This window comes from Clostridium chromiireducens (genome assembly GCF_002029255.1).
Classification (GTDB): Bacteria; Bacillota; Clostridia; order Clostridiales; family Clostridiaceae; genus Clostridium; species Clostridium chromiireducens.
Window position 1 is genome coordinate 37,901 of record NZ_MZGT01000026.1, and the last position, 23,911, is coordinate 61,811.

Below are 23,911 nucleotides of genomic sequence, written 5' to 3' on the forward strand. Positions count from 1 at the left end.
TTAAATTGAATCTATCTATTGTTTTCTATATCTCCACTTTTCCCACCTGTTTTTTTATGTAAATAAACTTGATTTATCTCCATATTTTTATCCATAGCTTTACACATATCATATATAGTAAGAAGTGCTACTGATACTCCTGTTAATGCTTCCATTTCAACACCAGTTTTGCCACTCACTTTAACAGTACATGTAGCTTCAACTTCAAATCTTTCTTCAAACATCTCAAAATCAATACTACTTTTTGTAATCATTAGAACATGACACATTGGTATTAAATCTGATGTTCTTTTAGTTGCCATTATTCCCGCGACTCTTGCAACACCTAAAACATCTCCTTTTTTAGATGTCCCATTTTTTATTGCTTCAAACACCTCTTTATTTACTTTGATTCTTCCTTTCGCAATAGCTGTTCTTTCTGTTACTTCCTTATTTGTTACATCTACCATTATTGCATTTCCCTTATTATCAAAGTGGGTCAAATTCATTAGTATTCTCCTCCTTTTTTACATTCCCTTTCCGAATCCACAATTAGGATAAGTACATATATCACATGATAAGCACAAACCGCCATGCCCCATTAAAGCTAAATCCTTACTACTTAACTTTATATCTGCCATTATTCTTGGTAGTACTAAATCAAAGATAGTTCGCTTAGAATACATTACACAACCTGGTAGTCCAATTATAGGAATATTATCTTTATAATATGACAATAGGAACATTGCTCCTGGCAACACAGGTGCTCCATATGATATAATTTCAGCTCCTGTATTTTTTATTGCACTTGGTGTTAGATCATCAGGATCGACGCTCATACCTCCTGTACAAACTATCATATCTGCACCTTTTTCTATAAATCTATTTATAGCTTGCCCAATATTTTGAAGATCATCATTCACAATCTCTTGCCCTAAAATCTCAACATCATATTCTGATAATTTTTCTATTATAACAGGACCAAAAGAATCCTTAATTCGTCCATAATATACTTCATTACCTGTTGTAACAATTCCAACTTTCTTACGCTTAAACTTTATAATATTAAGCAGAGGCTCATTTCTTCCTATTTTTATAGCTTCAGTCATCTTTTCTTTTTCGATAATTAGTGGAATAATTCTAGTTCCCGCTAATTTATCTCCTTTTTTAACCGAAAAATTATTATGACGTGTGGCTATCATCATTTCGCCTAATGAATTAACCATATTTAATCTATCCACATCAATCCGTAGAAGTCCATCAACATCTGCTATAAGATCAATTTTTCCTTCCCTAACATCACTTCCACTTATGTTCTTTCCTTTACAGATGTTGAATAAAATATCTGCTGCTTCATTTTCATGAAGCATATCTTCACTTTTTTCCCATATATAAATATTATCCTTACCTAGTGAAAGCAATATTGGTACATCTTCTTCCCTAATGATATGACCTTTTTTAAAAGCAACATCTTTAGTTACATCTTTTATTATCCTAGTAATATCATGACATAAAACATGCCCAACAGCCTCTATAGTTTTTATCATCTTCATTGCTACACTCCTCCTCTCCAATCACATTTCTTATATAATAAATCTAATTCACTTTCTTCAGTTTTGTATTATAAATATGTATTTTATATATCAATAAACTCAAATAAAACTTTTATTGTTCCTCCACAGGCCATACCAAGTTTTGAAGCAGCTGAATTTGATAAATCATATTTCTCTACTAATGACTTTTTACATTTAACTAAATCTAACGCTTGTTCATACACTGCATTTTCTACGCTTCCTCCACCTACGGTCCCTATGAATTCTCCATTCTCATATACAAGCATCTTAGCTCCAACCCCTCTTGGAGACGACCCATGTTTTTCAATTATTGTCGTAAGAACCATAGATTCTTTTCTATTGCGTATTTCATTTAAAATATTATCCTCTATATTGCTGCTTTCTTTTTTATTCTTCTCTAAAATTATTTCTCCAGCTATACTTACAGCTATTTCAGCTGGAGTTTGTCCTCCTAAACTAAGTCCAATTGGCGTATGAACTTTGTCTATTTGTTCCTTTGTATATCCACTTTCTAACATATTATTGATAACAAAAGCAACTTTACTTTTACTTCCAATCATACCAACATAAAAGAAATCATTTTGTAATATCTTTTCCAAACATTTTCTATCATCTTTATGTCCTCTAGTAATAATCACAAAGTAAGTACTTTTATTAGGCTTTATGTCTTCTATTGCTTCATTAAAATCATTACAAAAGACTTTATCTGCTATTGGAAATCTTTCATTATTCGCAAATTCAATCCTATCATCTATAATAGTCACATTAAAATCTAGCATCTTAGCAATATTGCATAAAGGTAATGCAATATGTCCACCACCACAAATAACTAAATGAGGTTTACCTACAACATACTCTATAAACAATTCTATATTGTTTTCTAATTTGACTACACAAGTTCCTTTAGTAAAATCTAATGTTTTCAACATAGAATTCCAAAAGTCTTTTAGGCTCTCATCCTCTATAATAATGTCATTTTCACTTTTAAGAAGCTTCTGACCTACAATATCTTTCCCATCGTAAATTCCGCTAATTACAGTAACTACATTGATTTCGCCTTTTTCATTGAGTGCATTGACTAAATTACTATAAAAAATTTTTTTCATATTAGATCACCTCATATCTTTATTTTTTATTCTTAGTTAATTGCATTAAATATCTACAAAAGTCCAACTTACACTGAACGCATGCCTTTATTAATATTTTTATCTGTATAAAAAATTCTTCAACTCTTCTCTAGTATCGATATCCATCAATTCTATTTCATTCATTATTCTAACCCGTTCTAAATCATCAAGGTGTTTTTTCATAATGGACTTACCTCCAACATCTCCTTTTAAACTTAATAGATCATTTATATATTTCTTAGAGAATATAGTTGGATTTCCAAGGTTATCCTCATACTCTAAACAAGCCATTCCCTTATTACTTTTTATAAATCTATCAATTAATATTTCAATGCTCGATAATGATATAAAAGGTTGATCACATACCATAAACATGTAAGCATCAGCTTCCATATCTCCTTCAATTCCAAGTCTTATAGAATGTGATATGCCAAGTTCACTATTCTTATTCATAATAACCTCAATTGTTTGCTTCAATAAAGCTTCCACTATTTCTTCATATTGAGTAACTAAGATTATCTTATTGAAATTTATTTTCAAAATTTTTTCTACCACATTCATGTACATAGGTTTATTGCTTACTGTAGCTAATAATTTATTTCCTTGAAATCTACTACTATTTCCTGCAGCTAGTAAAATTAAATTTATTTTCATAACTTCAATTCTCAGTTATGCCTATGATTCCTTTTTGCATAACTTTCCTTTCATTACTTCATTTAATTTTATTATATCCAATTGCAGCTGCTCCAATTGCACCTGCATATTGACATAACTCATTAGTCATCACTCTTTTATTAAGATAACTTTCAAGAGTTGTTCTAAATGTTTCCGATAATGCTAATCCTCCGCTAAAAAATATGTCTCCTTGCAAATTTAATTTTTGTGCAAAGTTAGCTGTTCGTTTGGAAATTGAATGAATTATTCCAAGGGCAATATCACCTCTATGAATATCTTTTGCAAGAAGACTAATAATTTCACTTTCAGCAAAAACAGTACACATGCTAGATATACTTACTGGATTTCTATCTCTTACAAAATCATCAATATTCCTCATATCTTCTTCTAAAATTCTCATCATAACATCAACAAATCTTCCCGTTCCGGCAGCACATTTATCATTCATTAAAAAATCCACAACATTTAATGAGTTATCTAACAAAATAACTTTAGAATCCTGCCCTCCTATATCTATAACTCCTCTAATAGTAGGATTAAGAAATACTGCACCTTGCGCATGACAAGTTATTTCAGTGATGGTTTTATCTGCTTCCGCTAATAAACTTCTACCATACCCGGTGGTTATAGTATATTTCACATCCTTAGAATAGAGTTCATCATAGACTTTACGAATGCTATCTTTGGGTTTTGCAGATGTCTTTATAATCATAGTCTTAACAATTGTTTTGCCATCAAATAATACACCTTTTGTAGTTGTGGAACCAGAATCAATTCCTAAAGTATATTTACTCATAATCTATCACCTTATATTCATAGCTATGCTTAAAGCATCTCTATAAATGCCGCCATTCTTGTATTTAATTGGCCTACATCATTAATAGAAAAATCTGTTTCAACACTCATATATGGTATATTTTTTTCATTGTTTACAAATCTCTTAATTGATAATGTTTCTACACTATACGTATGACAAGCTGTCAATATTACATCAATTACAGCATCTATTTTATAATCATCAATCATTTTATTAAGAAGTTTAATTCTATTAGGATTAGGACTCATACAAGAACAACCAATTGATAAATATTTACGTGAAAGAGCATCGTAAACATCAGCATTTTCTTCATCTACTAACTCATCAACTGCTTTCGCAACACTGCAATTTTCAAAAGCAACTACGTACGCTCCATTATCTTCAATTGCTTTAATAACTTTTTCTGCTGCGCCACCAATGGGACAACCAGTAATTAATATACGCGGCTTAGATTCATATTTGTTCTCCATTTCATATTCAGAGTTAATCTTTTCAATTAATTCATCCATTTGTTTTGGAATTTGTTCTTTATCGAAACTAAAAGTTGTCCCATTTATAACCTTAAATATATCTTGACCAAGCATTGCAACCGGTTCTTTTTTACCTAATTCATAAAACTTCTTTAAGGCTTTCCGTTCGTTATTTTTTACCCTGATAGCTTTTCTTATATCATCTTCACTTATTTCCACATTAAACATTTCTTCTAAAGTCGACTTTAATTTTATAATTTCATGCCTCCACAATTGGAGTCCTGCTTCACTTTGGGAATTTGGAAGCTCCATAACATGTACTGGTTTAAAATCCGAAAGATATTCATACATTTTCTTTTTCCCATCACAAGTTGTCTCACCAACAATCAAATCTGAAAAGAAAAAGAATGGACATTTATCGGTTTTAGCAAAACCATAGCTTGATTTAATTAAAGGACATAAATTACGTGGGAGATCTTGTTCAGCATCGGCAATAGTTTCATCTGATGTTGCACATAATGAAACAGTAGCAGCCCCCATAGCTAATGCTATTTCTTGTGGAAAGTAAGTACAAAACACACCTATTAGTGGTACATCCTTATCCTTAAGCTCCTTAGCTTTAATAAAGGCATTTCTCCTTCCTTCAGCAAATTCTTCAAATATTTCAGGTAATTTCTTTTGTAATTCCATAATTGCCTCCATTTTTTGTATAGCTTCTAAGTAATACTCTATATTTTTATAAAAGTTCTTAAATCTCTGATGTTTCCTATAAATTGTTAACTTTTTTCTTTTTTCTTCTTAAATTTTTTCTTTTTTAACTTTTAAAACATTTATCTTTAAACCAATATTTCTTTAATAAAGTATTTATTGTAACCTTTAAAAACATATTGCTGTTTAAAAAATTACCTTTAAATAAAGTACCTACTTAATCACTATAGATTTATCGCCTTTATCAATTACTTGCCCAATAACTCTCGCATATGGAGTAAACTCTTCAATTCTTGATAAAAACTCTTTAACATTTTTTTCTGGAATTGAAAGTAGCAATCCACCTGATGTTTGTGGATCTATCAACACATCTTGTAGCTCCTGCGTAACATTTGAAGCTAAAGTGAATTTATCTTTTAAATAATCAAGATTATTGTACATTCCTTCAGGTATAATTCCCATTTTAGCATAATCTAACGCTCCATCTATAATAGGTACCGACTCACTAAAAATCTCTATTGTTTTGTTGCTTCCACTTGCCATTTCATAACTATGACCTATTAAACTAAAGCCAGTTACATCAGTACATGAATGTATATCAAGTTTAGAAGTACATTCTTTAGCATACTTATTTAATGTAGACATTATCCATGTAACTTCTTTAATCTTACTTTCATTCAATAATTCTGCTTTGGCAGCAGTATTCATTATTCCAATACCTAAGGGTTTTGTAAGCACAAGCATATCTCCAGTTTTAGCATTGCTATTTGAAAGAATCTCACTTGGATGTGCAAATCCACTAACGCAAAGACCATATTTAGGAGTTGGATCCGCTATTGTATGACCACCAGCAATTACCGCACCAGCCTCTTTAACTTTGTCATATCCACCAGCAAGTATGTCATGCATAATTGATATATCTAAACAAGAAGGAAAGCAAAGTAAATTCATAGCTGTTGCTGGATTTCCCCCCATTGCATAAATATCACTAAGAGCATTAGCCGCTGCAATTTGACCAAATATATATGGATCATCAACCATTGGTGGAAAAAAGTCTACTGTTTGAATTGCTACTGTATTATCATTAATTTTATATACACAAGCATCGTCATTAGTATCAAATCCAACAATCAAATTTGGATTTTCAAACTTAGGTAAACTATTTAAGACATTATTAAGTACACCAGGTCCTATTTTTGCAGCACATCCTGAAGTTTTAGTTAAACTAGTAAGTTTTATATTTCCAGGCAAATTAATCTCCCCCCTTATTAATCGGTTGACAATTAAGAGTTAGCTCTAAATGGTTATAAAATGAATTGCCTTTATATATTTTAATTCCTTTAAAGCGTAATAACCTTTGATGCCTCTTTCATGCAGTTTGTTATGTAATACATGTTACTTACTTTTCCGACCTTTAACTTTTCTTCGAGCCCGTAAAAGTTAAGGCATGCGCCACAAACTAGTATTTCAACACCTTTAGTTTCTAAATCTCTTAAGTGCTCTGCTGCTTGATGATTTAATGTTGGTACCTTTACGCCATCATTCATAAACAAGATTGATTTTGGTAAATTATCAGACTCCGAAATTGTATAAAAATACATCTTTATTAGCGACTTTCCAAGCTCTTCATTACCTGCTCCAATAATTTCTTTTCCAATAAATACTGACCAATTACCTATTTCCGTTTTATTCTCTTCTAATTTGTCAGATGTTTCATTAAACACTTCAGCTTCGCTCAACTTATCTAAATCCTTTGAGAAGTATACTTTAAATAAAGTATTCTCTTCTTCAATTGATACTGCAAAACCTTGACTATTAGCTAATTTTTTAAGATTTTGCACAGCAATATCATTGTCTACCTCAACTACAAAACTATTATTTCCACCATCTATCTCTTTTTTTGCCATTATTACTGGCGTCGGGCATTCTTTTCCTTTTGCATCAATCACCTTATTCATTTAGCATTCTCCTTAATCATTTATGATAATTCAGTATTGTCTTTTTAATATTCATAGATAAACATTCTATACTTTCTTATAGCTTTACCAGAAATGACAGAGTACATCTCATTTTAGCTAATTAGCCATAAACCCAAAATATACATTGTTTATCTATAACATGGATTTTAAATATAAAATTGCTTCTAGTACGCCTCCTCCAATAGATCTGGCTTTATCTGAAATTGTAAAACAATGATTTTTTTCACACCTAGGATCGATATCTCCACTTTTCATTCCTCTAAATACATTAACATCCTTTTGAAGCATTCCACGAACTATTCCGCTTATTTCCGCCAAAATTGGAATTCCATCTACATAAGCTACAATATCACCTTTTTCTACATAGTCTCCTATTTTAGATACTGGAATTATCTTCCCATCACTTATAGCTCTAATAATTCTTTCACTGGTATATCCTCCAATGTCACCTGGCACACCAGTATTAGGTATGGCGCTTCCACTATATATCACTTTTCCCAAATAATGACCTCTTTGAGTCTCAACAATACAATGACAATCAAAACCAGCTGTAAATCCTGGTCCAAGAGCAATAACAATTGGAGCATCAGTGATCTTTGTTCCTAAATTATCTTTCGCAATTATAGCATCCACTACTACATCTGGATTAAGATCTTTTATAATTTTTGCTTTTTCATCTACTATTACAGGAATATTTCCTTCCTTAACAACCTTGTTGATTTCTTCCATTTTAGAAACAAGGATTGCTTTTATGCCTTCAACTTCTACAGTATTATCATATACAGCCTGTGAAAATGCTACTGTTCTTCTGACTGTAGTAGGTTCTGAAATCTCTGTCATAACTATATCGAAGCCACATCTTTTTAATCTATGAGCTACTCCTGTTGCTAAATCTCCAGCACCTTTTATTAATACAATCATTACTACTCCACCTTCTCATTTAAGACATATAAAATACTATTTCAATGATGACTTGTTATCTTTTAATATGCCTAAAATAATTATTGACTTTATATCATAATTTCTCTTTAAATGTTGTTATTATTGTTTCATTTATTCCTAATTCAGATAATTCCTTAGATATTTCCTTGGCTTTCTCCAACTCTATTATTGTATCTGCTTTATTAATAATAACTTTGTAAGGGCATCTTACATCTTTCCTTTGACCTTTATTACTTGCTAACATTTTCGCGACATCCCAAGCATTAATGATATGTTCCTCGTCTGTATTTAAAAATCTTGAAACTAAATTTGACCTATGGCATATTTCTTTAATTTTCTTTCCTACTGCATCAATGCCACATACTCCTACAACCAAAGTACTTTCTGCTAAAATTACAGGCTCATGCTCAGCTGGAACCTTTAATGGTAATCCTTTTGCTCCATCAGCCTCCACTAGTACGAAATCAGCTATTTCTATAAAACTTTCAGCTATTTCTTTTGATACTCCACTTATTTTTCGTGGAATATGTTCCTCGCAGCTCCCTAGACTACTCCTATCTTTTAATTTGTTATAGTCAATTTTTTCATTCTTCTCTTCACATAACAACCCTACTGTAATCATATCTTCATCATTTAATAATCTAATAATGTCCTCTTTTTTCCCCGTAATAACCGTATTACTCTCAGGCATAAACATACGCGTAGTTGTAGTTATAATAACCTTTTTACCTAAGGCTTTTAATTCTTCACCTAATTTATATATTGAGCTTGTTTTACCTCCTCCTCCAACAAATGAAATTATGTTCTTCTTATTAATGTCTATTTTTAACGCCTCTATTAATAATATTTGTTCTCCTATTTTTCCATTACTATATTTAAAAATCTTCATAGATTAACCTCAGCAACTTTTGAAGCAAAGTCTACATTTTAACTTTGCTTCATGATATACCTTTCAAATTCAATTCTTATTTCACTTTTGAAGCAGCAGGTTTTGGTCTACGGTAATAAGTATTTTCCAAAGGATAACTATATCTGAATATACCATCTTTTTTGTAGTATGCATTTTGACATGCTGGCGCGCCCATCACGCATACTATCTCACCAATTCCTTTAGCGCCAAAGGTAACACTGTCAGGATTATTCTTTTCTATTAAGTGTACTTCAACTGTCGGCATTTGATTTGCTCTGAAAACTCCTAACGTGCCAAGCTTTGCTTGCGGAATACCATCTTTCAATGGAAAATCTTCTGTTAACCCATATCCAAGTCCCATTGCTACACCACCCTCTACTTGACCTGTAGCAGAAAGAGGGTTAATTATCCTGCCAATATCGTGAGCCGCAACAACTTTTACTAATTTACCATCATTATCAATAACAACTAGTTGTGTTGCATATCCATACGCAATATGACTAACTGGATTTGGTTTTGAAGAACCAATTGGGTCTGTCTTAAACTCAAACTCTCCAATGTACTCTTTTCCTTCTAAATATTCTAATGTATATCCATTATCTAAATCCGCCTTTAATTTCAGTGATGATTGATGCGCTGCCTCCCCAGCAAATGTTGTTTGTCTGGATGCTGTTGTTGTTCCTGAATCAGGTGTATATTTAGTATCTGGATGCTCAACAATTATCTTATCGGGTGTTAGTCCAGTTATTTCACAAATAATCTGAAGCAGTACTGTTTGAATGCCTTGACCTATTGCACCAGCAGAGGACCTAGCATGAACTTTTCCTTTTATTATCTTTAAATTACAACGTCCTATATCCTGAACCCCTACACCAACACCAGCATTTTTCATTGCAGATGCTATGCCCACATAGTAATTAGGATCTGCTTCATATTTTTCGAATTCTTCTTTAACTGCTTCTAAGGTTTCTACCATGGCAGTCCCATCATCTGCAAGTTGCCCATTTGGTAGTGATTGGCCAGTTCTTATAGCATTACGATAACGAATTTCCCATCCTGAAATACCAACTTTTTCAGCTAATTTATTTATCAATGGTTCTACAACTGCACAGGATTGTGTTACCCCAAAACCACGAAATGCACCAGCTGGTGGATTATTTGTATAATAAGCGTTTCCTTCAATATCTACATTTTGATAATTATAAGGACCTCCAGCATGCGTACAAGCTCTTTGGAGTACCGGCCCCCCTAAGGAAGCATAGGCACCAGTATCAGATGTAAGTCTGGCTTTCATACCTTGCAATATACCATTTTCATCACAACCGATTTTACAGTAAATCTCCATAGCATGGCGTTTTGGATGATAATTTATGCTTTCCTGACGACTAAAAAATACTTTTACCGGTCGTTTTGTTAAATATGCACACAGAGCTGCTTGATGCTGTACGCTCATATCTTCCTTACCACCAAATCCACCTCCAACAACTGCACTTTGTATTCTAACCTTTTCCATTGGAATTCCTAGATAATTACTAATTTCATGATATTCATCATAAATTCCTTGAGCTCCTGTAATGACCATTATTCCATCTCCATCAGGTATTCCAATAGCAGTTTCAGGTTCCATGAAAGCATGTTCAGTCGGCGGAACGTAGAAAGTTCCTTCTACTATAAATTTGGAATTTGCAAGTGCAGTTTCTGCATTACCTCGTTTTACTTCCTCATGATCAAATACATTGTTTTCTGGAATTCTAAACTTTCCAAATTGCATAAAACCTTCTCCATGAACTTGGTGTGCACCATCAATTCCAGCCTCTTTCGGATTACGAATAGGCTCTAATTCCTCATAATCTATTTCAACAGCCTTTACTGCGGCCATAGCTTCTTCTCTTGTTTCCGCCACAACCATTGCAAGTGTATCTCCACAACACTTTGTTTCTTCTCCCACATCAATCATTCCTGGCCAATCTTGTGCTAAATGACCAATGTATCTCTGACCTGGAATATCCTTTGCAGTATATATGGCAACAACTCCTGGCATTTTTAGAGCCTTATTTATATTAATGGATAGTATCTTTGCACGTGCATATCTACTAAATACATTCTTTCCATATAACATCCCATCAAAAGTATAATCATCTACATACTTCGCTATTCCTAGTGTTTTATCATGAGCATCTACTCTACATGTTCTCTCTCCAACTCTGCCGGTTTGCTTTAATTCAGGTATTTCTAAATTTTCTCTTAGCATTTTTGCTGCTAAAAGAATACCATCCTCAATCTTTGTATAACCAGTGCAACGGCAAATATTAGTACGAATTGCTTGCTTTATATCTTCTCTCGATGGATTCAAATTTTGATCTATTAAGCACTTCCCGCTAATAACCATTCCTGGAATGCAAAACCCACATTGTACAGCTCCTGCCGCAGCAAAAGCATATGTAAACACATCCCTTTCTCTTTCTGTAAACCCCTCTATAGTCTGTACCTTTTTCCCTTCTAGTTTAGAAAGTTTTTGAATACATGCACGTGTCGTCTTTCCATCAATAATAACAGTACAAGTTCCGCATGCACCTTCTTTGCATCCGTTTTTCACTGATGTTATCTTGAGCACATCTCTTAGAAAGTCCATTAATGCCATATCCGTCTGTGACTCATATTCTTTTTCATTTATATTTACTTTAAACATTCAAACCACCTCTCCCGCAAAACATAGATAAATCAACAGTTACAAGATAATACATATAAAATTGTATTAATTCTCTAAAAGAAACTCCTAAGTATGTATATTCAAAGAAAAGCCCATATAGGCTTTCCTCATTATATTACTAACTATTAAATATCAGATTCTAACTTAATTTTTTACCTATCTTCTCTAAAGTATGCTTCTCCGAGAGCCTGTGGTGATGAATTTAAATTATTCTTCTTTAATCCACCTAAGACCAATACTACTATTGTAGTTGCATAAGGAAGCATTGTTATAAAATATTGATTTACTTCTATCCCCGTTCCTTGTAACCTTAGTCCTAGTATATCTAATCCACCAAATAGAATAGCCCCAAAAATAGCTTTTACAGGACTCCATCCGATGAAAATTACTAATGCTACAGCAATCCACCCTCTACCTGCCGTTACATTTTCCTGCCATGAAGGTATGTAAACTAAGGATAAGAAGCTTCCACCAAGCCCACATAAAGCCCCACCAATTAACAAATTAATATATTTATATAGTGAAACATTTATTCCGGCTGCATCTGCTGCATATGGATTTTCTCCAATCATTTTCATGTTTAGCCCATATTTTGTGAAATTAAGATAAAAATAAATTAATATAGCACATATATATCCTAAGTACACAAATACGCTTTGATTAAATAAGGCCGCCCCTACAATTGGTATATCACTTATTAAAGGTATTTTTATAGGTGCCAAAATACTTTTAAAATTATCTGATAGTACTTGCCCAACATAATTTTTTCCTATAAAACTTGAAAATCCACTTCCGAATATTGTTAATGCAAGGCCTGTAACAACTTGGCTTGCTCTAAGCGATACTGTAAGAATAGAGTATATTAGTGCTCCGACAGCCCCAAGTAACATACTAAATAGAAACGCTAAAAATACATTCCCTGTTGTGTAACCTAAAATAAATCCACCAATAGCACCCATTAACATCATGCCTTCAATTCCTAAATTTAAGTTTCCAACTTTTTCTCCCAAAATACATCCAAGTGTAGCGAAAAGTAATGGTGTTCCTGCTATGACTGCTGATGATAAAAATAAACTAATGTCCATACGTTTCACCTCCCTTAGTCATATCTATTTCACTTTCAGATTTATCTGAAATTTCAAATACAACCTTATATTGCAAGAAGAATTGGCATCCTAGTACACAGAATAAAATCATAGCTTGGATAATATCTGCTGCCGCTTGGGGTATTTGAAATGCTGTTTGTATATAAGATGCTCCCTGAATTAAAACAGCAAAAGCTACCGAAACTAATAGTGTCCATATAGAGTTAAGCCCCGAAAGCCAAGATATTATTATCGCAGTGTTACCTACATTAGAAGTCAATTGAGTACTAAGTGTATTTGTAACAGCAGAAGCTTGAATAACACCTGCAAGTCCAACTAATGCACCACTTATAAACGTTGTTAATAGTATTATCTTTTTTACGCTCATTCCAGAATATTTTGCAGTATTTTCACTTTCTCCTAGTACAGAAATTTCATATCCTTTTTTTGTATAATTTAAAAATACATGTACTGCTATTACCAAAATAAGAGCAATTATCCACCCTATATGAATTCCAAATACCTTTGGTAAGGTTGCATTATCACTAAAATTAGCTATCTTAGGAAATCCAAGTGATGCTGGATCCTTCCAAAGTTCATATTGAAGATAAATAATCCATTTTAGAGCAATATAATTCATCATTAGTGTTATTATAGTTTCATTTGTGTTGAATCTTGACTTTAAAATTCCTGCAAATAAAGCCCATAGACCTCCACAGATCATCCCCACTATTACCATTAGAATTATTACCAGAAATTTAGGAGAATCTTTAAAATTTAAAGCTATAAAAGTTGCGCCAAATCCTCCCATGAGCATTTGTCCTTCTCCTCCAATATTCCAAAACTTCATTTTAAATGCTATTCCAATACCTAATCCAGCTATTACGAGAGGTATTGTTTTTACAATCGTCTCCTTGATTCTATGTCCACTTCCAAAAGATCCATCTAACATCGATATATAAACTTTAATAGGATCATGACCCATAAACAAAATGAAAATACCAGTTAGCACTAAAGCCAGTAAGACTGCAAATGCCTGAAGTAATATTTTCTTTTTCTTACTTAGCTTCTTCGCTTTTACTACTCTCATTCTAATCATATAAGTCCCCTCCCTTCAAACTCGTTACTTTTTCAATTCTACTCTCTTTAATATCTAATGCTGCTTCTTCCATATGTCCTGCCATCATCATACCAATTTGTTCTTTTGTTGCATCCTTCGCAGTTACAATACCTATTAATTCTCCATCGCATAAAACCATTATCCTATCACATAGTTCCAAGAGAACATCTAAGTCTTCCCCTACAAATAATATAGACACTCCTTTTTCCTTTTCCTTATTTAAAAGATCATATATCTGATATGTAGCCCCAATATCTAATCCTCTTACTGCATAGGAAGTTATAAGTATATCTGGGCTTAAACTTATTTCCCTACCTAATAATATTTTCTGTATATTTCCACCTGATAATTGCTTAACTGGATGATCTATGTCTGGTGTTTTTATATCTAACTGTTCGACCATACTTGTAGCAATATCTTTTAATTCATTTCTTTTTAACAACAATCCTTTTTGATCATAATATTTTCTAAGTAATAAATTATCTACAATCCCCATACTTCCAACTAAACCCATACCTAATCTATCTTCTGGTATAAGTCCCATTTTAATTCCCTTTTTATAAACTTCCCTTGGAGATTTATTAGTAATATCTTCTCCTTTAAATAGGAGATTCCCACTCTCTACTTTTTGTAATCCAAATAAAGCTTCGCAAAGCTCTTTTTGACCACTTCCTGCAACTCCAGCTACTCCTAAAATTTCACCTTCATTCATATTAAAACTAATATTGTTGAGTACTTTTACTCCTAGTTTATTTCTAACTGAAATATTTTTTACATTATATATCAATGCGTTTTTATTTGATGATACTTTATCTATCTTCAAATCACTTTTATAACCTACCATAAGCTCTGTTAATTCATTTATATTTGTATCAGCTATATTTATAGTCTTTATGTTTTTTCCTTTTCTTAAAACTGATACTTTATCACAGATAGCCATTACTTCATGCAGCTTGTGAGTTATTATTATAACTGCACACCCTTGTTCTTTCATTCGTTTCACTATATTAAATAATCTACCTACTTCTTGAGGCATTAATACCGCTGTTGGCTCATCTAGTATTAGAATATTTGCACCTTTATACAATACTTTAATTATTTCTAGCATTTGTTTTTCAGCTATAGACATTTCACTTACTCTTTTATTTAAATCTATTTGTAAATTATATTTATCGCATAAGCTTAGTATATTTTGATCTACTTCTTTATTTTTTGTAAAAAATTTCCCCTTATTGCCAGCAATTATATTCTCTTTTGCTGTAAATCTCTCAACTAATTTAAAATGTTGATGAACCATACCTATTCCACATTCAATGGATTCCTTTGGAGATTTAAACTGAACTCTTTTTCCTCTTATATAAATTGAACCACTATCAGGATTGTAAATTCCTGATAGCATGTTCATTAGAGTACTTTTTCCAGCCCCATTTTCCCCGAGGAGTGCATGAATTTCTCCACTTTGTACCTTTAAATCTACATCCTCATTAGCTATGACAGATCCAAAAGTCTTTGTTATTTTTTTTAGTTCAACACTCACACATTGTTCCATAAAGAGACCTTCTTTCCTCATTATTATTTACTAATTTGACCTTCTACTCCTTCAACAAGCCAGTCAAAGCTTAGCAATTCCTTATCTGTCATTTTTTGACCTTCAGCAACCTTTACAGCTCCTGATTGATCTTTGATTGGTCCTGTAAATACATCCCAAGATTTGCTTACCATTTTAGCTTTAGCTTCGTCAACTTTTGCTTGTGCTCCTTCTGGTGCATTCTTAGTTAATGGTGCTATGTCAACTATTCCTGTATCTATACCACCCCAGTAGCTTTCTGATTTAAACTTTCCATCCATAACAGTTTTAACTGCTTCTACGTAATAAGTACCCCAATTCCAAACAGCACTTGTCATATTAGCCTTTGGCGCTGATGCTGACATATCTAAATCAGATCCAATAGAGAACGCGCCTCTTTCTTCTGCAGCTTGTTGCGCAGCTGTAGTATCTTGGTATTGTCCAATTACGTCTACACCTTGATCAAGCAATGATATAGCTGCTTCTTTTTCTTTTGCTGGATCATACCATGTGTTAGTCCAAGTTACCTTTACTACTGCATTTGGATTTACTGATCTTACCCCTAAAGCAAATGCATTCGTTGCTCTAACAACTTCTGGAATAGGGAATGCTGCTACATAACCGATTTTACCGTTTTTACTCTTCATTCCTGCTACGATTCCTGTAAGGTATCTAGCTTGATATTCTCTACCAAAATATGTGCTCATATTATCAGTTGTCTTATACCCCGAGCAGTGGAAAAACTTTACATCTGGATATTCTTTTGATACTTTTTCTATATAATCCATATATCCAAAAGAAGTTGCAAAAATCACCTTAGCACCTTGATCGATCATATCTGTAGCAACTTTTTCCACCTCTTGACCTTCTGGTACAGATTCTTTCACTATAGTCTCAACATTTGGAATCTTTTCTTCTAAATATTTACGACCATTATCGTGTGCTTGGCTATACCCTCCATCCGAAGCTGATCCAATGTAAATGAATCCTACCTTAAGCTTTTCGCCTGAGGCCTCTGTCTTTGTTGCCTTTCCATCGTCTTTTGCTGTTTGTGTAGATGCTGAACCACATCCCACTAGCAGCATAGTAGAACATGCTACTGCAGTAATTACTGTTAATAATTTCTTTTTGATATTCTTATTCATAACTATTTCCCCCTTTAAAATTAATTGATTCTATATTTTTGTATTTAAAAAATATTGAATAAGCCTTAATGCTACTGTTTTTCTATAAACAGCTGTAGATCTTTGATCATCAATAGGAACTATTTCTTTGGAGTAAATTTTATATATTTCCCCCATCTGTGATTTTATATCCTCTAGATTTTTTTCTTTTATAAAATCTTCTGCCTCTCTCACTCTGACTACTTTAGGAGCCACTGAACCTATTGCAATTCTTATGTCTTTTACTCTTCCTTCTTTTACTTCTGCAAGACCAATAAAAGAAAGTTTTGAAATAGCAGAAGCTTTTCTAGCTCCAACTTTTTCATAATATAATTTGTTTAATCCTGCTTTTGGTATGATAATGCTTTTTAAGATTTCAGTTCTTTCAAGGATAATTTTTCTTGGTCCTAATATAAAATCTTCTATATGAACTTCTCTTGATGAATTTTCGCTAACCAATTTAAGCTTTGCATCTAATGCATATAGTATAGGCAAAGTATCCCCAGCCGGAGATGCATTACATATATTTCCTCCAATAGTCCCCATATTTCTTATAGCTGGTGATGCTATTTGTCTTATGGATTCTTTTAATGATTCCGGAGTCTTTTCTGATCTTAGTAGTGATGATAAGGTGCAAGCTGACCCTATTTCTAAGCTATCTTCTAATACATTAATTTCTTTCAATTCTTTTAAATGTCCAACATATAACAAGTTTTTATCAAACTTTGGGAGAAGCGATGCAGCGTTTTTATTTCTAACCATTAGGTCAGTTCCTCCCGCATAAATAATTACATCTTTCTCGTTTAATACTTTTAATGCATCATCCAAATCTTTTGGTAAATATCCTTCTACCATAATCCATCACCTCTTTTAGACGCCATAAGTATTCCATTAATTATCATGTTATATCCTGTACATCTGCATAGATTTCCTGAAATTCCATCTCTGACATCATCTTCTGTTGGCTTTGGAATTTTAGATAAAAGTGCATGTGCTGCCATTATCATTCCCGGTGTACAAAAACCACATTGCACAGCTCCTGCTTCTGCAAAGCATTTTTCCAAAACGTCAAATTGTTTTGTCCCTTTTAACCCCTCAACAGTTATAATCTCTTTTTCTTGTACAGATCCAATTGTTACCAAGCACGAATTAATCAATTCCTTATCTATAATTACAGCGCAAGCACCGCATTCCCCTTCGCCACAGCCTTCCTTTGGACCCGTTATATCTAAATCTTCTCTAAGGAAATCTAAAAGTCTCTTTGTAGAACTCTCTTCTGTAGTTATTGTTTTATTATTTATCTTTAATGTGATTGTGTTACTCATTTACTATCGCCTCCATTATCCATTCTGGAGTTACAGGCAATCTATTAACTTTTACTCCTAGTGCATTTTCTATTGCATTAGCATAAGCTGGTGCAGTTCCTACTAAAGTTAGCTCCCCAGCGCCTTTAGCTCCAAATGGGCCAAGATCACATGGATTATCTACTAATTCATTTTTAATATTTACAACATCCTTTGCAGTTGGAATAATATAGTCAGTTATACTATGCTGCCTAACCTTTCCATCCCGATCGCATTCCATGTTTTCACAACAACCATATCCAAGACCTTGTATAACTCCTCCCTGTATCTGCCCTTCCATTATCGTTTCATCAATTGGAATTCCAATATCAAAAACTGTATATATTCCAGTCACTTCCGTAACAGCCGTTATAGTATTAATTTCAACTTCTACAACATTTATTCCCCATGAATAACTTGGGTAGGCATCACCATTAAATTTTGTTATATTCCAAGGTATTAAATCTGGGTGTTTATAATTTTCCTCTATTACTTGTTCTTTTCCATCAAGCCAATTTTCTTTAAGTCTTAAAGCAGCTCTTTCAAGCAATTTTCCTACTACCATAATTGATCTTGAAGCTACAGTTGGCCCTGAATCCGGAACTCTATCTGTATCTGGATTTTTGTAAATTATATCTTGATAATTCTTATCAAGAACCTTTGCTACAATTTTCTTAAATGTTGTTTGTAGACCTTGTCCCATATCTGTGTTAGATACTAGAATCTCAATAACTCCACTTTCATATTTTAACAACTTTACCTTGGCTTTGATAAAATCTCGCTCTCCGCTTCCAGTAAAACCGCATCCATGTAGAAATATTGACATTCCGATTCCCTTTCTCACAATTCCTTGTTCACCTGAATACTTACTATATTTTCTGCTAAAATCACTTATTTTTTCAGCTTTTTCTAGCATTTCTTCAAGCTTTACATCATAAGTAAACTTTCCACCAGTACAAGTATCATCACCTGTTTTAACAAAGTACCTATTCTTCAATTCTAAAGGAGTACATCCTATTTCTTTAGCTATATGAGCCATATGTGTTTCAATTCCAAATATGCTTTGTGGACCACCAAAACCTCTAAAGGCTCCTGTAGGAACAGTATTTGTTTTTACTACACGCCCCTTAACTCTGATATTTGGTATGTTATAAACTCCTATTGCACATAGCAAAGCTCTTTGAAGAACAACACTAGAAACAGTCGCATATGCTCCACCATTTAATATGATATCTACGTCCATTCCGATTATTTTGTCATTCTCATCAAGAATTGTTTTGTATTTTAGCAAAGCTGGATGCCTCTTTGTTGTAAATGCCATATCCTCAACTCTATCTAAAATTAACTTAACTGGCTTTTTAGTTTTATAAGCTGCCACTGCAACCTGTGCTCCGAGTAGAGACGGATAATCTTCTTTACCACCAAAGCCACCTCCAGTTGTGGTTTGCACAATTCTCACTTTATCTTCATTAAATCCTAACGCTTGAACAACAGCACCTTTAACGTAATATGGGCATTGCATAGTTCCATATACTGAAACTTTCTCATCTTCATAAGTTCCTACTAATCCTTGAGTCTCTAAATAAGCTTGTTCTTGATATCCTGTATAAAATTCTTCTTCTATTATCTTTATAGATTTTTTAATTGCATCTTCTATATTGCCTTTTTTGTATTCATATTTATCAAAAACTTCTGTAGAACTTCTCATGTCAAAAACAGGATTGCCCTCTTCATATTCGACCTTAATATTATTTAAAATACCTATGACTTCTTCAATATCAGGGCCTAATACTAAAAGGATCGGTTCTCCTATATAATTAACTTCTTTATCCGAAAAAACCGGCATATCATTTTGAATTATCTTCACCTTGTTTATGCCAGGAACATCTTTTCCTTCAACTACATAATAGCCATCTTTTAACTCAGGAATAAAAATTCTTTTTATAACAGCTTTTGATTTTTCTGAACGAAGAGTCTTAGCATATAAACTATTTTTAAATTTAATATCCGCAATATATTTAGCACTTCCGTCTACCTTAATTTCATGATCAGCTTTTATAACTGATTTTCTTATACTATCCATAATCTTTCCTCCATTTCATAAGGAGCTAAAATTAAAATACGTTTTTGATTGCTTTCTTTGGACATTTAGATTCACATAATCCACATCCAAAACATTTACTCTTATCCATTTCAACTTTTTCATTTTTACTACTAATTGCAAAATACGGACATATATTTTCGCATAATTTGCAGTTAACACATTTATCGTAATCAATAGATGGATAAATAGGATCATACTTTACATTGCCAGTTTGTAATTCAGTATTTAATACTTCTTCAATAGAGTTAAATCCATACTTTTCTAAAGCACTTGGAAGATCATCAACTATCTTTTTATATAAATTCTTTCCTTTAAGCATAGCAGCAGACAGCATTTGAACTGCAGTTGCTCCAGCAAGTAAAAATTCTATTACGTCTTCTGCTGAAGCTATCCCACCTACACCAATTATTTCACATTGTGGAAGGGCTTTCTTAATTTTGTTGATAAGTGCTAAAGCTATTGGTTTTATCGCTGGTCCTGAAGTCCATACTTCTCCTTCTTTATTCCCTATTAATACTTTTCTTGATGCTACATCTATTTTCATAGTTGGTCCTAAAGAATTAATCGCTACAACTCCATTACCACCGTTTTCTATAACCATTTTCGCGAACCCTACTGGATCAGGTATGTGTGGACTCATTTTCATATAAACTGGCTTTTTTGTATGCTTTCTTATAGTCATTAACGTTTCTTGTATTGTTGATAAATCTTTTCCCACGTAATGAGTTGATATTTCAAAAGCATCAGCATACTTATCTAGCTTTGGAATTAAGTTTTCCATGTCCTCTTTTGAATATCCTACACTTATAAATAATGGTTTATTTATCTCTGCCTTTATTTCAGGTAGAAATTTATCTAACCATACTTCTGGATCATATTCTGACCACAACTCGGCATTCATAACAAAGTCTTGTCCACCATATATACATGGCCTAACTACTTCTGCACCTTTACTAGATATTGTTTTGGTAACAATTCCTCCAACTCCAAAGTCAGATAGTATTTTCATTTTTTCGCTATCTCCAACTAATGGCCCTGATGCTGGCATTAGAGGATTTTCTAAATTTATTCCACTTAAACTTGTATTCAAATTCATATATTATTTCTCCTTACACTTTTCCCAAATCTCACGTGCTATTTGAGTTGATTCTTTATATATTTTTTCTTCATCATGCAATACCTTATAATCTTTTAATTTAATTTCACCATTACACCAAACATTCTTAGGTTTAAAATTATCTAACATCCCATAAAAAAAATGACCGAATAAATTATCTTCTGTTATTGGCGTAGGTGCAGTATATTCTAAAGTTAGAAAATCCGCTTCGTATCCTTCTTCAATTTTTCCAAGCTTACAACCTAATATGTTACTTGCATACTCGTAGTTGTTCTCTATAATCTTCTTAATATTCCCTAAAGAATACGCTGTAGGGTTCTTATACCTCAAATGCATTCCAAACATTAAATTAACCATGTCTCTAGTTAAATTAAATCCAAGTCCATCATTACCTAAAATACATTTTATTTCTCTCTTCTCAAGTTCCAACACATCAGCTAAACCCACTGCATTATTAAAATTAGAAGTAGGATTTAATGCTACATAAACCTTATACTTTTTTAAAATATCCATATCATTTTCACTTAAGTATATACAATGTGATAAAATCGAGTTTTCTCTAAGCAATCCATGTTCTTCTAATCTCTCTATAGGTGTTTTGTTGAAATTTTTAATATTCTCTATATTGTCCTCATCACTTTCACCAACATGAATGTGTATTGGCATTCCCTTACTCTTATCGGCTATTTTCTTTAGGGACTCATCACTTAATGTCAAACATGCATGCATTCCAAATAATCCACTTGTCATAGTTGAATGTATTTCACTAAACTCTATGTTTTCTTCGACACATTCATCTATTGGGAATCTATCGCTACTTTCAAAACAAAATACTCCTCTGATTCCTATCTGATCACATAAGGCACTTTTTAATAAATTTAAGCTGCCTTTTATTTTTTTCCCACTAGCATGATGATCTACTACTGTAGTTACTCCATTTTTTATAAATTCAATTCCACTTACAAGAGCACTATAATAAACATCTTTTTCATCAAGAACTTTATCTAATTTCCACCACATTTGCTCTAATAAATCCACGAAACTTTTTGGATTAAATTCAGTAATCCATCCCCTAGCAAAGGTTGAATATATATGACTATGACAATTTACAAGTCCAGGCATTAATATTTGATTATTGCAGTCATATACTTCATCTGCTCCCTTAAAGTTTTCCATCGAGCCTACTTCTATTATCTGTTTATCAAATAACACATAAGATTTTTCTTTTAATGAATCAAAATTAAATATATTAACATTTATTAATGCTTTAATCATACTTGTAACCTCCGTGGTAAATACTCACCTTGTCCACCTAAAAACTTACCTTCACTAACTATAATCTTTCCTTTAGATATAGTTGCACTTATTTCACCTTTCAGGATTTCATCATTATAAACAGAATTATCATCCATTATTTTAGTTGTCTTATTTGGGTCAAAAATCACTATATCTCCATCACTTCCCGGCATTATTGTTCCTTTTTTAGGATATAATCCATGAATTTTTGAAGGTTCTACTGTAAATTTAGAAATTATACTTTCTCCAAAAAGAGTAAACATATTTAAAAACGAATATTTTACTCCATCTATTCCCATAGGAATATCACTTGTATACTTCTTATTTTTTAATTTTTTAGAAAACGGACAATGGTCTGTACCTATTACATCAATTGCATCTATATTATTAACCATCTTTAATCTTTCTTCTTCGCTTCTTAAAGGTGGCGTCATAGTATATAAGTATCCATCTTCTTTTTCATATAATGAAGAATTAAATCTAAAATAATGAGGTGCGCTTTCTAATATTATTGTTGAATGTAATTCATCTGAATAAACTTCCTTTAGTCTTTCAATAGTAGTCCCACAATTGGTATGAACAATATATAAAAGACCATCTCTATATCTTGCCATTTCAGCTAATTTTAAAACTTCCGTAATTTCTGAAAGTGCTGGTCTTGCTTTCTCGTGATCTTTTACCAAAATATTTTTTTCTCTTATCATGTCATTATTTTCTGCATGAACTAATACTCTAGTTTTCGTTTTCTTTGAATACTTTAGTAATTCATCGATGTAATAATCCTTTGTTTGTCTATTAGTTGATGCATATGTTGTAAATAATTTTATAGTTGGCATACCAAGTAAAGAACTTTTGTTTTGAAGCTCTTTAACATTCCCATCTGGATTTCCAAGTGTCACATGAAAACCATAATCTACAACACTTTTTTTTGCCAGTTCATATCTTTTGTTAAAAGCTTCGTCTAGCTGACTAACATCATTAATTGGATCTAAAAAATCTATAAATGTTGTTATCCCTCCCATAGCTGCCTTTTTTGAACCTTTTAAAAAATCATCGCTTGAAGTATTTTCTCCAACACCTAAATTAAAGTGTACATGTGCATCTATGAAACCTGGTAAAACCATTTTCCCATTTGCATCATATTTTTCTTTGCAATCCAAAATTGATGTGGATAGTGTATCTATAATTCCATTTTTTATATATAGATTGCTGTATATGAAATTTC

At 32.5% G+C, this 23,911-nt stretch carries 21 protein-coding genes; all 21 read right to left on the minus strand.

From position 1 onward, the window contains the following. Positions 1-11: 11 nt before the first annotated feature. Positions 12-488 carry a cyclic pyranopterin monophosphate synthase MoaC gene (moaC, locus tag CLCHR_RS10945; RefSeq protein WP_079439840.1) on the minus strand — a complete coding sequence of 159 codons (477 nt, stop codon included), beginning with the start codon at positions 486-488 and terminating at the stop codon, positions 12-14. Between the two features lie 18 nt (positions 489-506). Then, positions 507-1,532 (minus strand): molybdopterin-binding protein, encoded by a 1,026-nt coding sequence (locus CLCHR_RS10950; RefSeq protein ID WP_079439841.1) that lies wholly within the window; start codon positions 1,530-1,532, stop codon positions 507-509. Positions 1,533-1,615: 83 nt separating this feature from the next. Beyond that, positions 1,616-2,659 (minus strand): XdhC family protein, encoded by a 1,044-nt coding sequence (locus CLCHR_RS10955; RefSeq protein WP_079439842.1) that lies wholly within the window; start codon positions 2,657-2,659, stop codon positions 1,616-1,618. 99 nt (positions 2,660-2,758) lie between these two features. Continuing rightward, the gene (locus CLCHR_RS10960) at positions 2,759-3,334 is read right to left on the minus strand and encodes a nucleotidyltransferase family protein (protein ID WP_079439843.1); all 576 of its coding nucleotides are present in this window, start codon (positions 3,332-3,334) and stop codon (positions 2,759-2,761) included. A gap of 58 nt (positions 3,335-3,392) precedes the next feature. Continuing rightward, a complete protein-coding gene (locus tag CLCHR_RS10965; RefSeq protein WP_079439844.1) occupies positions 3,393-4,151 on the minus strand; it encodes an acyl-CoA dehydratase activase in 759 nt (252 codons plus the stop codon). Positions 4,152-4,180: 29 nt separating this feature from the next. Continuing rightward, the gene (locus CLCHR_RS10970; protein WP_079439845.1) at positions 4,181-5,332 is read right to left on the minus strand and encodes a double-cubane-cluster-containing anaerobic reductase; all 1,152 of its coding nucleotides are present in this window, start codon (positions 5,330-5,332) and stop codon (positions 4,181-4,183) included. A 231-nt stretch (positions 5,333-5,563) separates the two neighbouring features. Further along, positions 5,564-6,601 (minus strand): selenide, water dikinase SelD, encoded by a 1,038-nt coding sequence (selD, locus tag CLCHR_RS10975; RefSeq protein WP_079439846.1) that lies wholly within the window; start codon positions 6,599-6,601, stop codon positions 5,564-5,566. Positions 6,602-6,690: 89 nt separating this feature from the next. Beyond that, positions 6,691-7,308, minus strand: a complete 618-nt coding sequence (gene yedF / locus CLCHR_RS10980; protein WP_079439847.1) for a sulfurtransferase-like selenium metabolism protein YedF — start codon at positions 7,306-7,308, stop codon at positions 6,691-6,693. Positions 7,309-7,461: 153 nt separating this feature from the next. Continuing rightward, a complete protein-coding gene (gene yqeB / locus CLCHR_RS10985) occupies positions 7,462-8,250 on the minus strand; it encodes a selenium-dependent molybdenum cofactor biosynthesis protein YqeB (protein WP_079439848.1) in 789 nt (262 codons plus the stop codon). 94 nt (positions 8,251-8,344) lie between these two features. Continuing rightward, entirely contained in the window at positions 8,345-9,160 is an 816-nt protein-coding gene (gene yqeC, locus CLCHR_RS10990) for a selenium cofactor biosynthesis protein YqeC (protein WP_079439849.1), read from the minus strand. A gap of 76 nt (positions 9,161-9,236) precedes the next feature. Next, the gene (gene xdh / locus CLCHR_RS10995; protein ID WP_079439850.1) at positions 9,237-11,870 is read right to left on the minus strand and encodes a selenium-dependent xanthine dehydrogenase; all 2,634 of its coding nucleotides are present in this window, start codon (positions 11,868-11,870) and stop codon (positions 9,237-9,239) included. Positions 11,871-12,043: 173 nt separating this feature from the next. Next, positions 12,044-12,976, minus strand: a complete 933-nt coding sequence (locus CLCHR_RS11000) for an ABC transporter permease (RefSeq protein WP_079439851.1) — start codon at positions 12,974-12,976, stop codon at positions 12,044-12,046. Beyond that, a complete protein-coding gene (locus CLCHR_RS11005) occupies positions 12,966-14,075 on the minus strand; it encodes an ABC transporter permease (protein ID WP_079439852.1) in 1,110 nt (369 codons plus the stop codon). Before CLCHR_RS11005 ends, CLCHR_RS11000 begins: the two co-directional genes overlap by 11 nt. After that, positions 14,068-15,645, minus strand: coding sequence for an ABC transporter ATP-binding protein (locus CLCHR_RS11010; protein WP_079439853.1), 1,578 nt, complete (start codon positions 15,643-15,645; stop codon positions 14,068-14,070). Before CLCHR_RS11010 ends, CLCHR_RS11005 begins: the two co-directional genes overlap by 8 nt. Before the next feature lie 23 nt (positions 15,646-15,668). Further along, a complete protein-coding gene (locus CLCHR_RS11015) occupies positions 15,669-16,808 on the minus strand; it encodes a BMP family ABC transporter substrate-binding protein (RefSeq protein WP_079439854.1) in 1,140 nt (379 codons plus the stop codon). Positions 16,809-16,838: 30 nt separating this feature from the next. Beyond that, a complete protein-coding gene (locus CLCHR_RS11020) occupies positions 16,839-17,681 on the minus strand; it encodes an FAD binding domain-containing protein (protein WP_079439855.1) in 843 nt (280 codons plus the stop codon). Beyond that, on the minus strand, positions 17,675-18,151 hold the full coding sequence (locus CLCHR_RS11025) for a (2Fe-2S)-binding protein (protein WP_079439856.1): 477 nt from the start codon (positions 18,149-18,151) through the stop codon (positions 17,675-17,677). Before CLCHR_RS11025 ends, CLCHR_RS11020 begins: the two co-directional genes overlap by 7 nt. Further along, a complete protein-coding gene (locus CLCHR_RS11030; protein WP_079439857.1) occupies positions 18,144-20,252 on the minus strand; it encodes a xanthine dehydrogenase family protein molybdopterin-binding subunit in 2,109 nt (702 codons plus the stop codon). The genes CLCHR_RS11025 and CLCHR_RS11030 overlap by 8 nt, the downstream gene beginning before the upstream one ends. A 31-nt stretch (positions 20,253-20,283) precedes the next feature. Further along, a complete protein-coding gene (locus CLCHR_RS11035; RefSeq protein WP_079439858.1) occupies positions 20,284-21,369 on the minus strand; it encodes a 4Fe-4S binding protein in 1,086 nt (361 codons plus the stop codon). A 3-nt stretch (positions 21,370-21,372) separates the two neighbouring features. Then, positions 21,373-22,665, minus strand: coding sequence for an amidohydrolase family protein (locus tag CLCHR_RS11040; protein WP_079439859.1), 1,293 nt, complete (start codon positions 22,663-22,665; stop codon positions 21,373-21,375). After that, complete coding sequence (locus CLCHR_RS11045) at positions 22,662-23,846, minus strand: amidohydrolase family protein (protein WP_242966016.1); 1,185 nt, start codon at positions 23,844-23,846, stop codon at positions 22,662-22,664. Before CLCHR_RS11045 ends, CLCHR_RS11040 begins: the two co-directional genes overlap by 4 nt. Positions 23,847-23,911: the final 65 nt, after the last annotated feature.

Bases quoted from the DNA above. Each gene is read 5' to 3' on its own strand.
- CLCHR_RS11015 (WP_079439854.1), bottom strand. From the start codon at position 16,808: ATGAATAAGAATATCAAAAAGAAATTATTAACAGTAATTACTGCAGTA.
- moaC (WP_079439840.1), bottom strand. From the start codon at position 488: ATGAATTTGACCCACTTTGATAATAAGGGAAATGCAATAATGGTAGAT.
- CLCHR_RS10960 (WP_079439843.1), bottom strand. From the start codon at position 3,334: ATGAAAATAAATTTAATTTTACTAGCTGCAGGAAATAGTAGTAGATTT.
- CLCHR_RS11025 (WP_079439856.1), bottom strand. From the start codon at position 18,151: ATGAGTAACACAATCACATTAAAGATAAATAATAAAACAATAACTACA.
- yedF (WP_079439847.1), bottom strand. From the start codon at position 7,308: ATGAATAAGGTGATTGATGCAAAAGGAAAAGAATGCCCGACGCCAGTA.
- CLCHR_RS10955 (WP_079439842.1), bottom strand. From the start codon at position 2,659: ATGAAAAAAATTTTTTATAGTAATTTAGTCAATGCACTCAATGAAAAA.
- CLCHR_RS10970 (WP_079439845.1), bottom strand. From the start codon at position 5,332: ATGGAATTACAAAAGAAATTACCTGAAATATTTGAAGAATTTGCTGAA.
- CLCHR_RS11020 (WP_079439855.1), bottom strand. From the start codon at position 17,681: ATGGTAGAAGGATATTTACCAAAAGATTTGGATGATGCATTAAAAGTA.
- CLCHR_RS11005 (WP_079439852.1), bottom strand. From the start codon at position 14,075: ATGATTAGAATGAGAGTAGTAAAAGCGAAGAAGCTAAGTAAGAAAAAG.
- CLCHR_RS10965 (WP_079439844.1), bottom strand. From the start codon at position 4,151: ATGAGTAAATATACTTTAGGAATTGATTCTGGTTCCACAACTACAAAA.
- CLCHR_RS11035 (WP_079439858.1), bottom strand. From the start codon at position 21,369: ATGAATTTGAATACAAGTTTAAGTGGAATAAATTTAGAAAATCCTCTA.
- CLCHR_RS11000 (WP_079439851.1), bottom strand. From the start codon at position 12,976: ATGGACATTAGTTTATTTTTATCATCAGCAGTCATAGCAGGAACACCA.
- CLCHR_RS10950 (WP_079439841.1), bottom strand. From the start codon at position 1,532: ATGAAGATGATAAAAACTATAGAGGCTGTTGGGCATGTTTTATGTCAT.
- CLCHR_RS11040 (WP_079439859.1), bottom strand. From the start codon at position 22,665: ATGATTAAAGCATTAATAAATGTTAATATATTTAATTTTGATTCATTA.
- xdh (WP_079439850.1), bottom strand. From the start codon at position 11,870: ATGTTTAAAGTAAATATAAATGAAAAAGAATATGAGTCACAGACGGAT.
- CLCHR_RS11030 (WP_079439857.1), bottom strand. From the start codon at position 20,252: ATGGATAGTATAAGAAAATCAGTTATAAAAGCTGATCATGAAATTAAG.
- yqeC (WP_079439849.1), bottom strand. From the start codon at position 9,160: ATGAAGATTTTTAAATATAGTAATGGAAAAATAGGAGAACAAATATTA.
- yqeB (WP_079439848.1), bottom strand. From the start codon at position 8,250: ATGATTGTATTAATAAAAGGTGCTGGAGATTTAGCAACAGGAGTAGCT.
- CLCHR_RS11010 (WP_079439853.1), bottom strand. From the start codon at position 15,645: ATGGAACAATGTGTGAGTGTTGAACTAAAAAAAATAACAAAGACTTTT.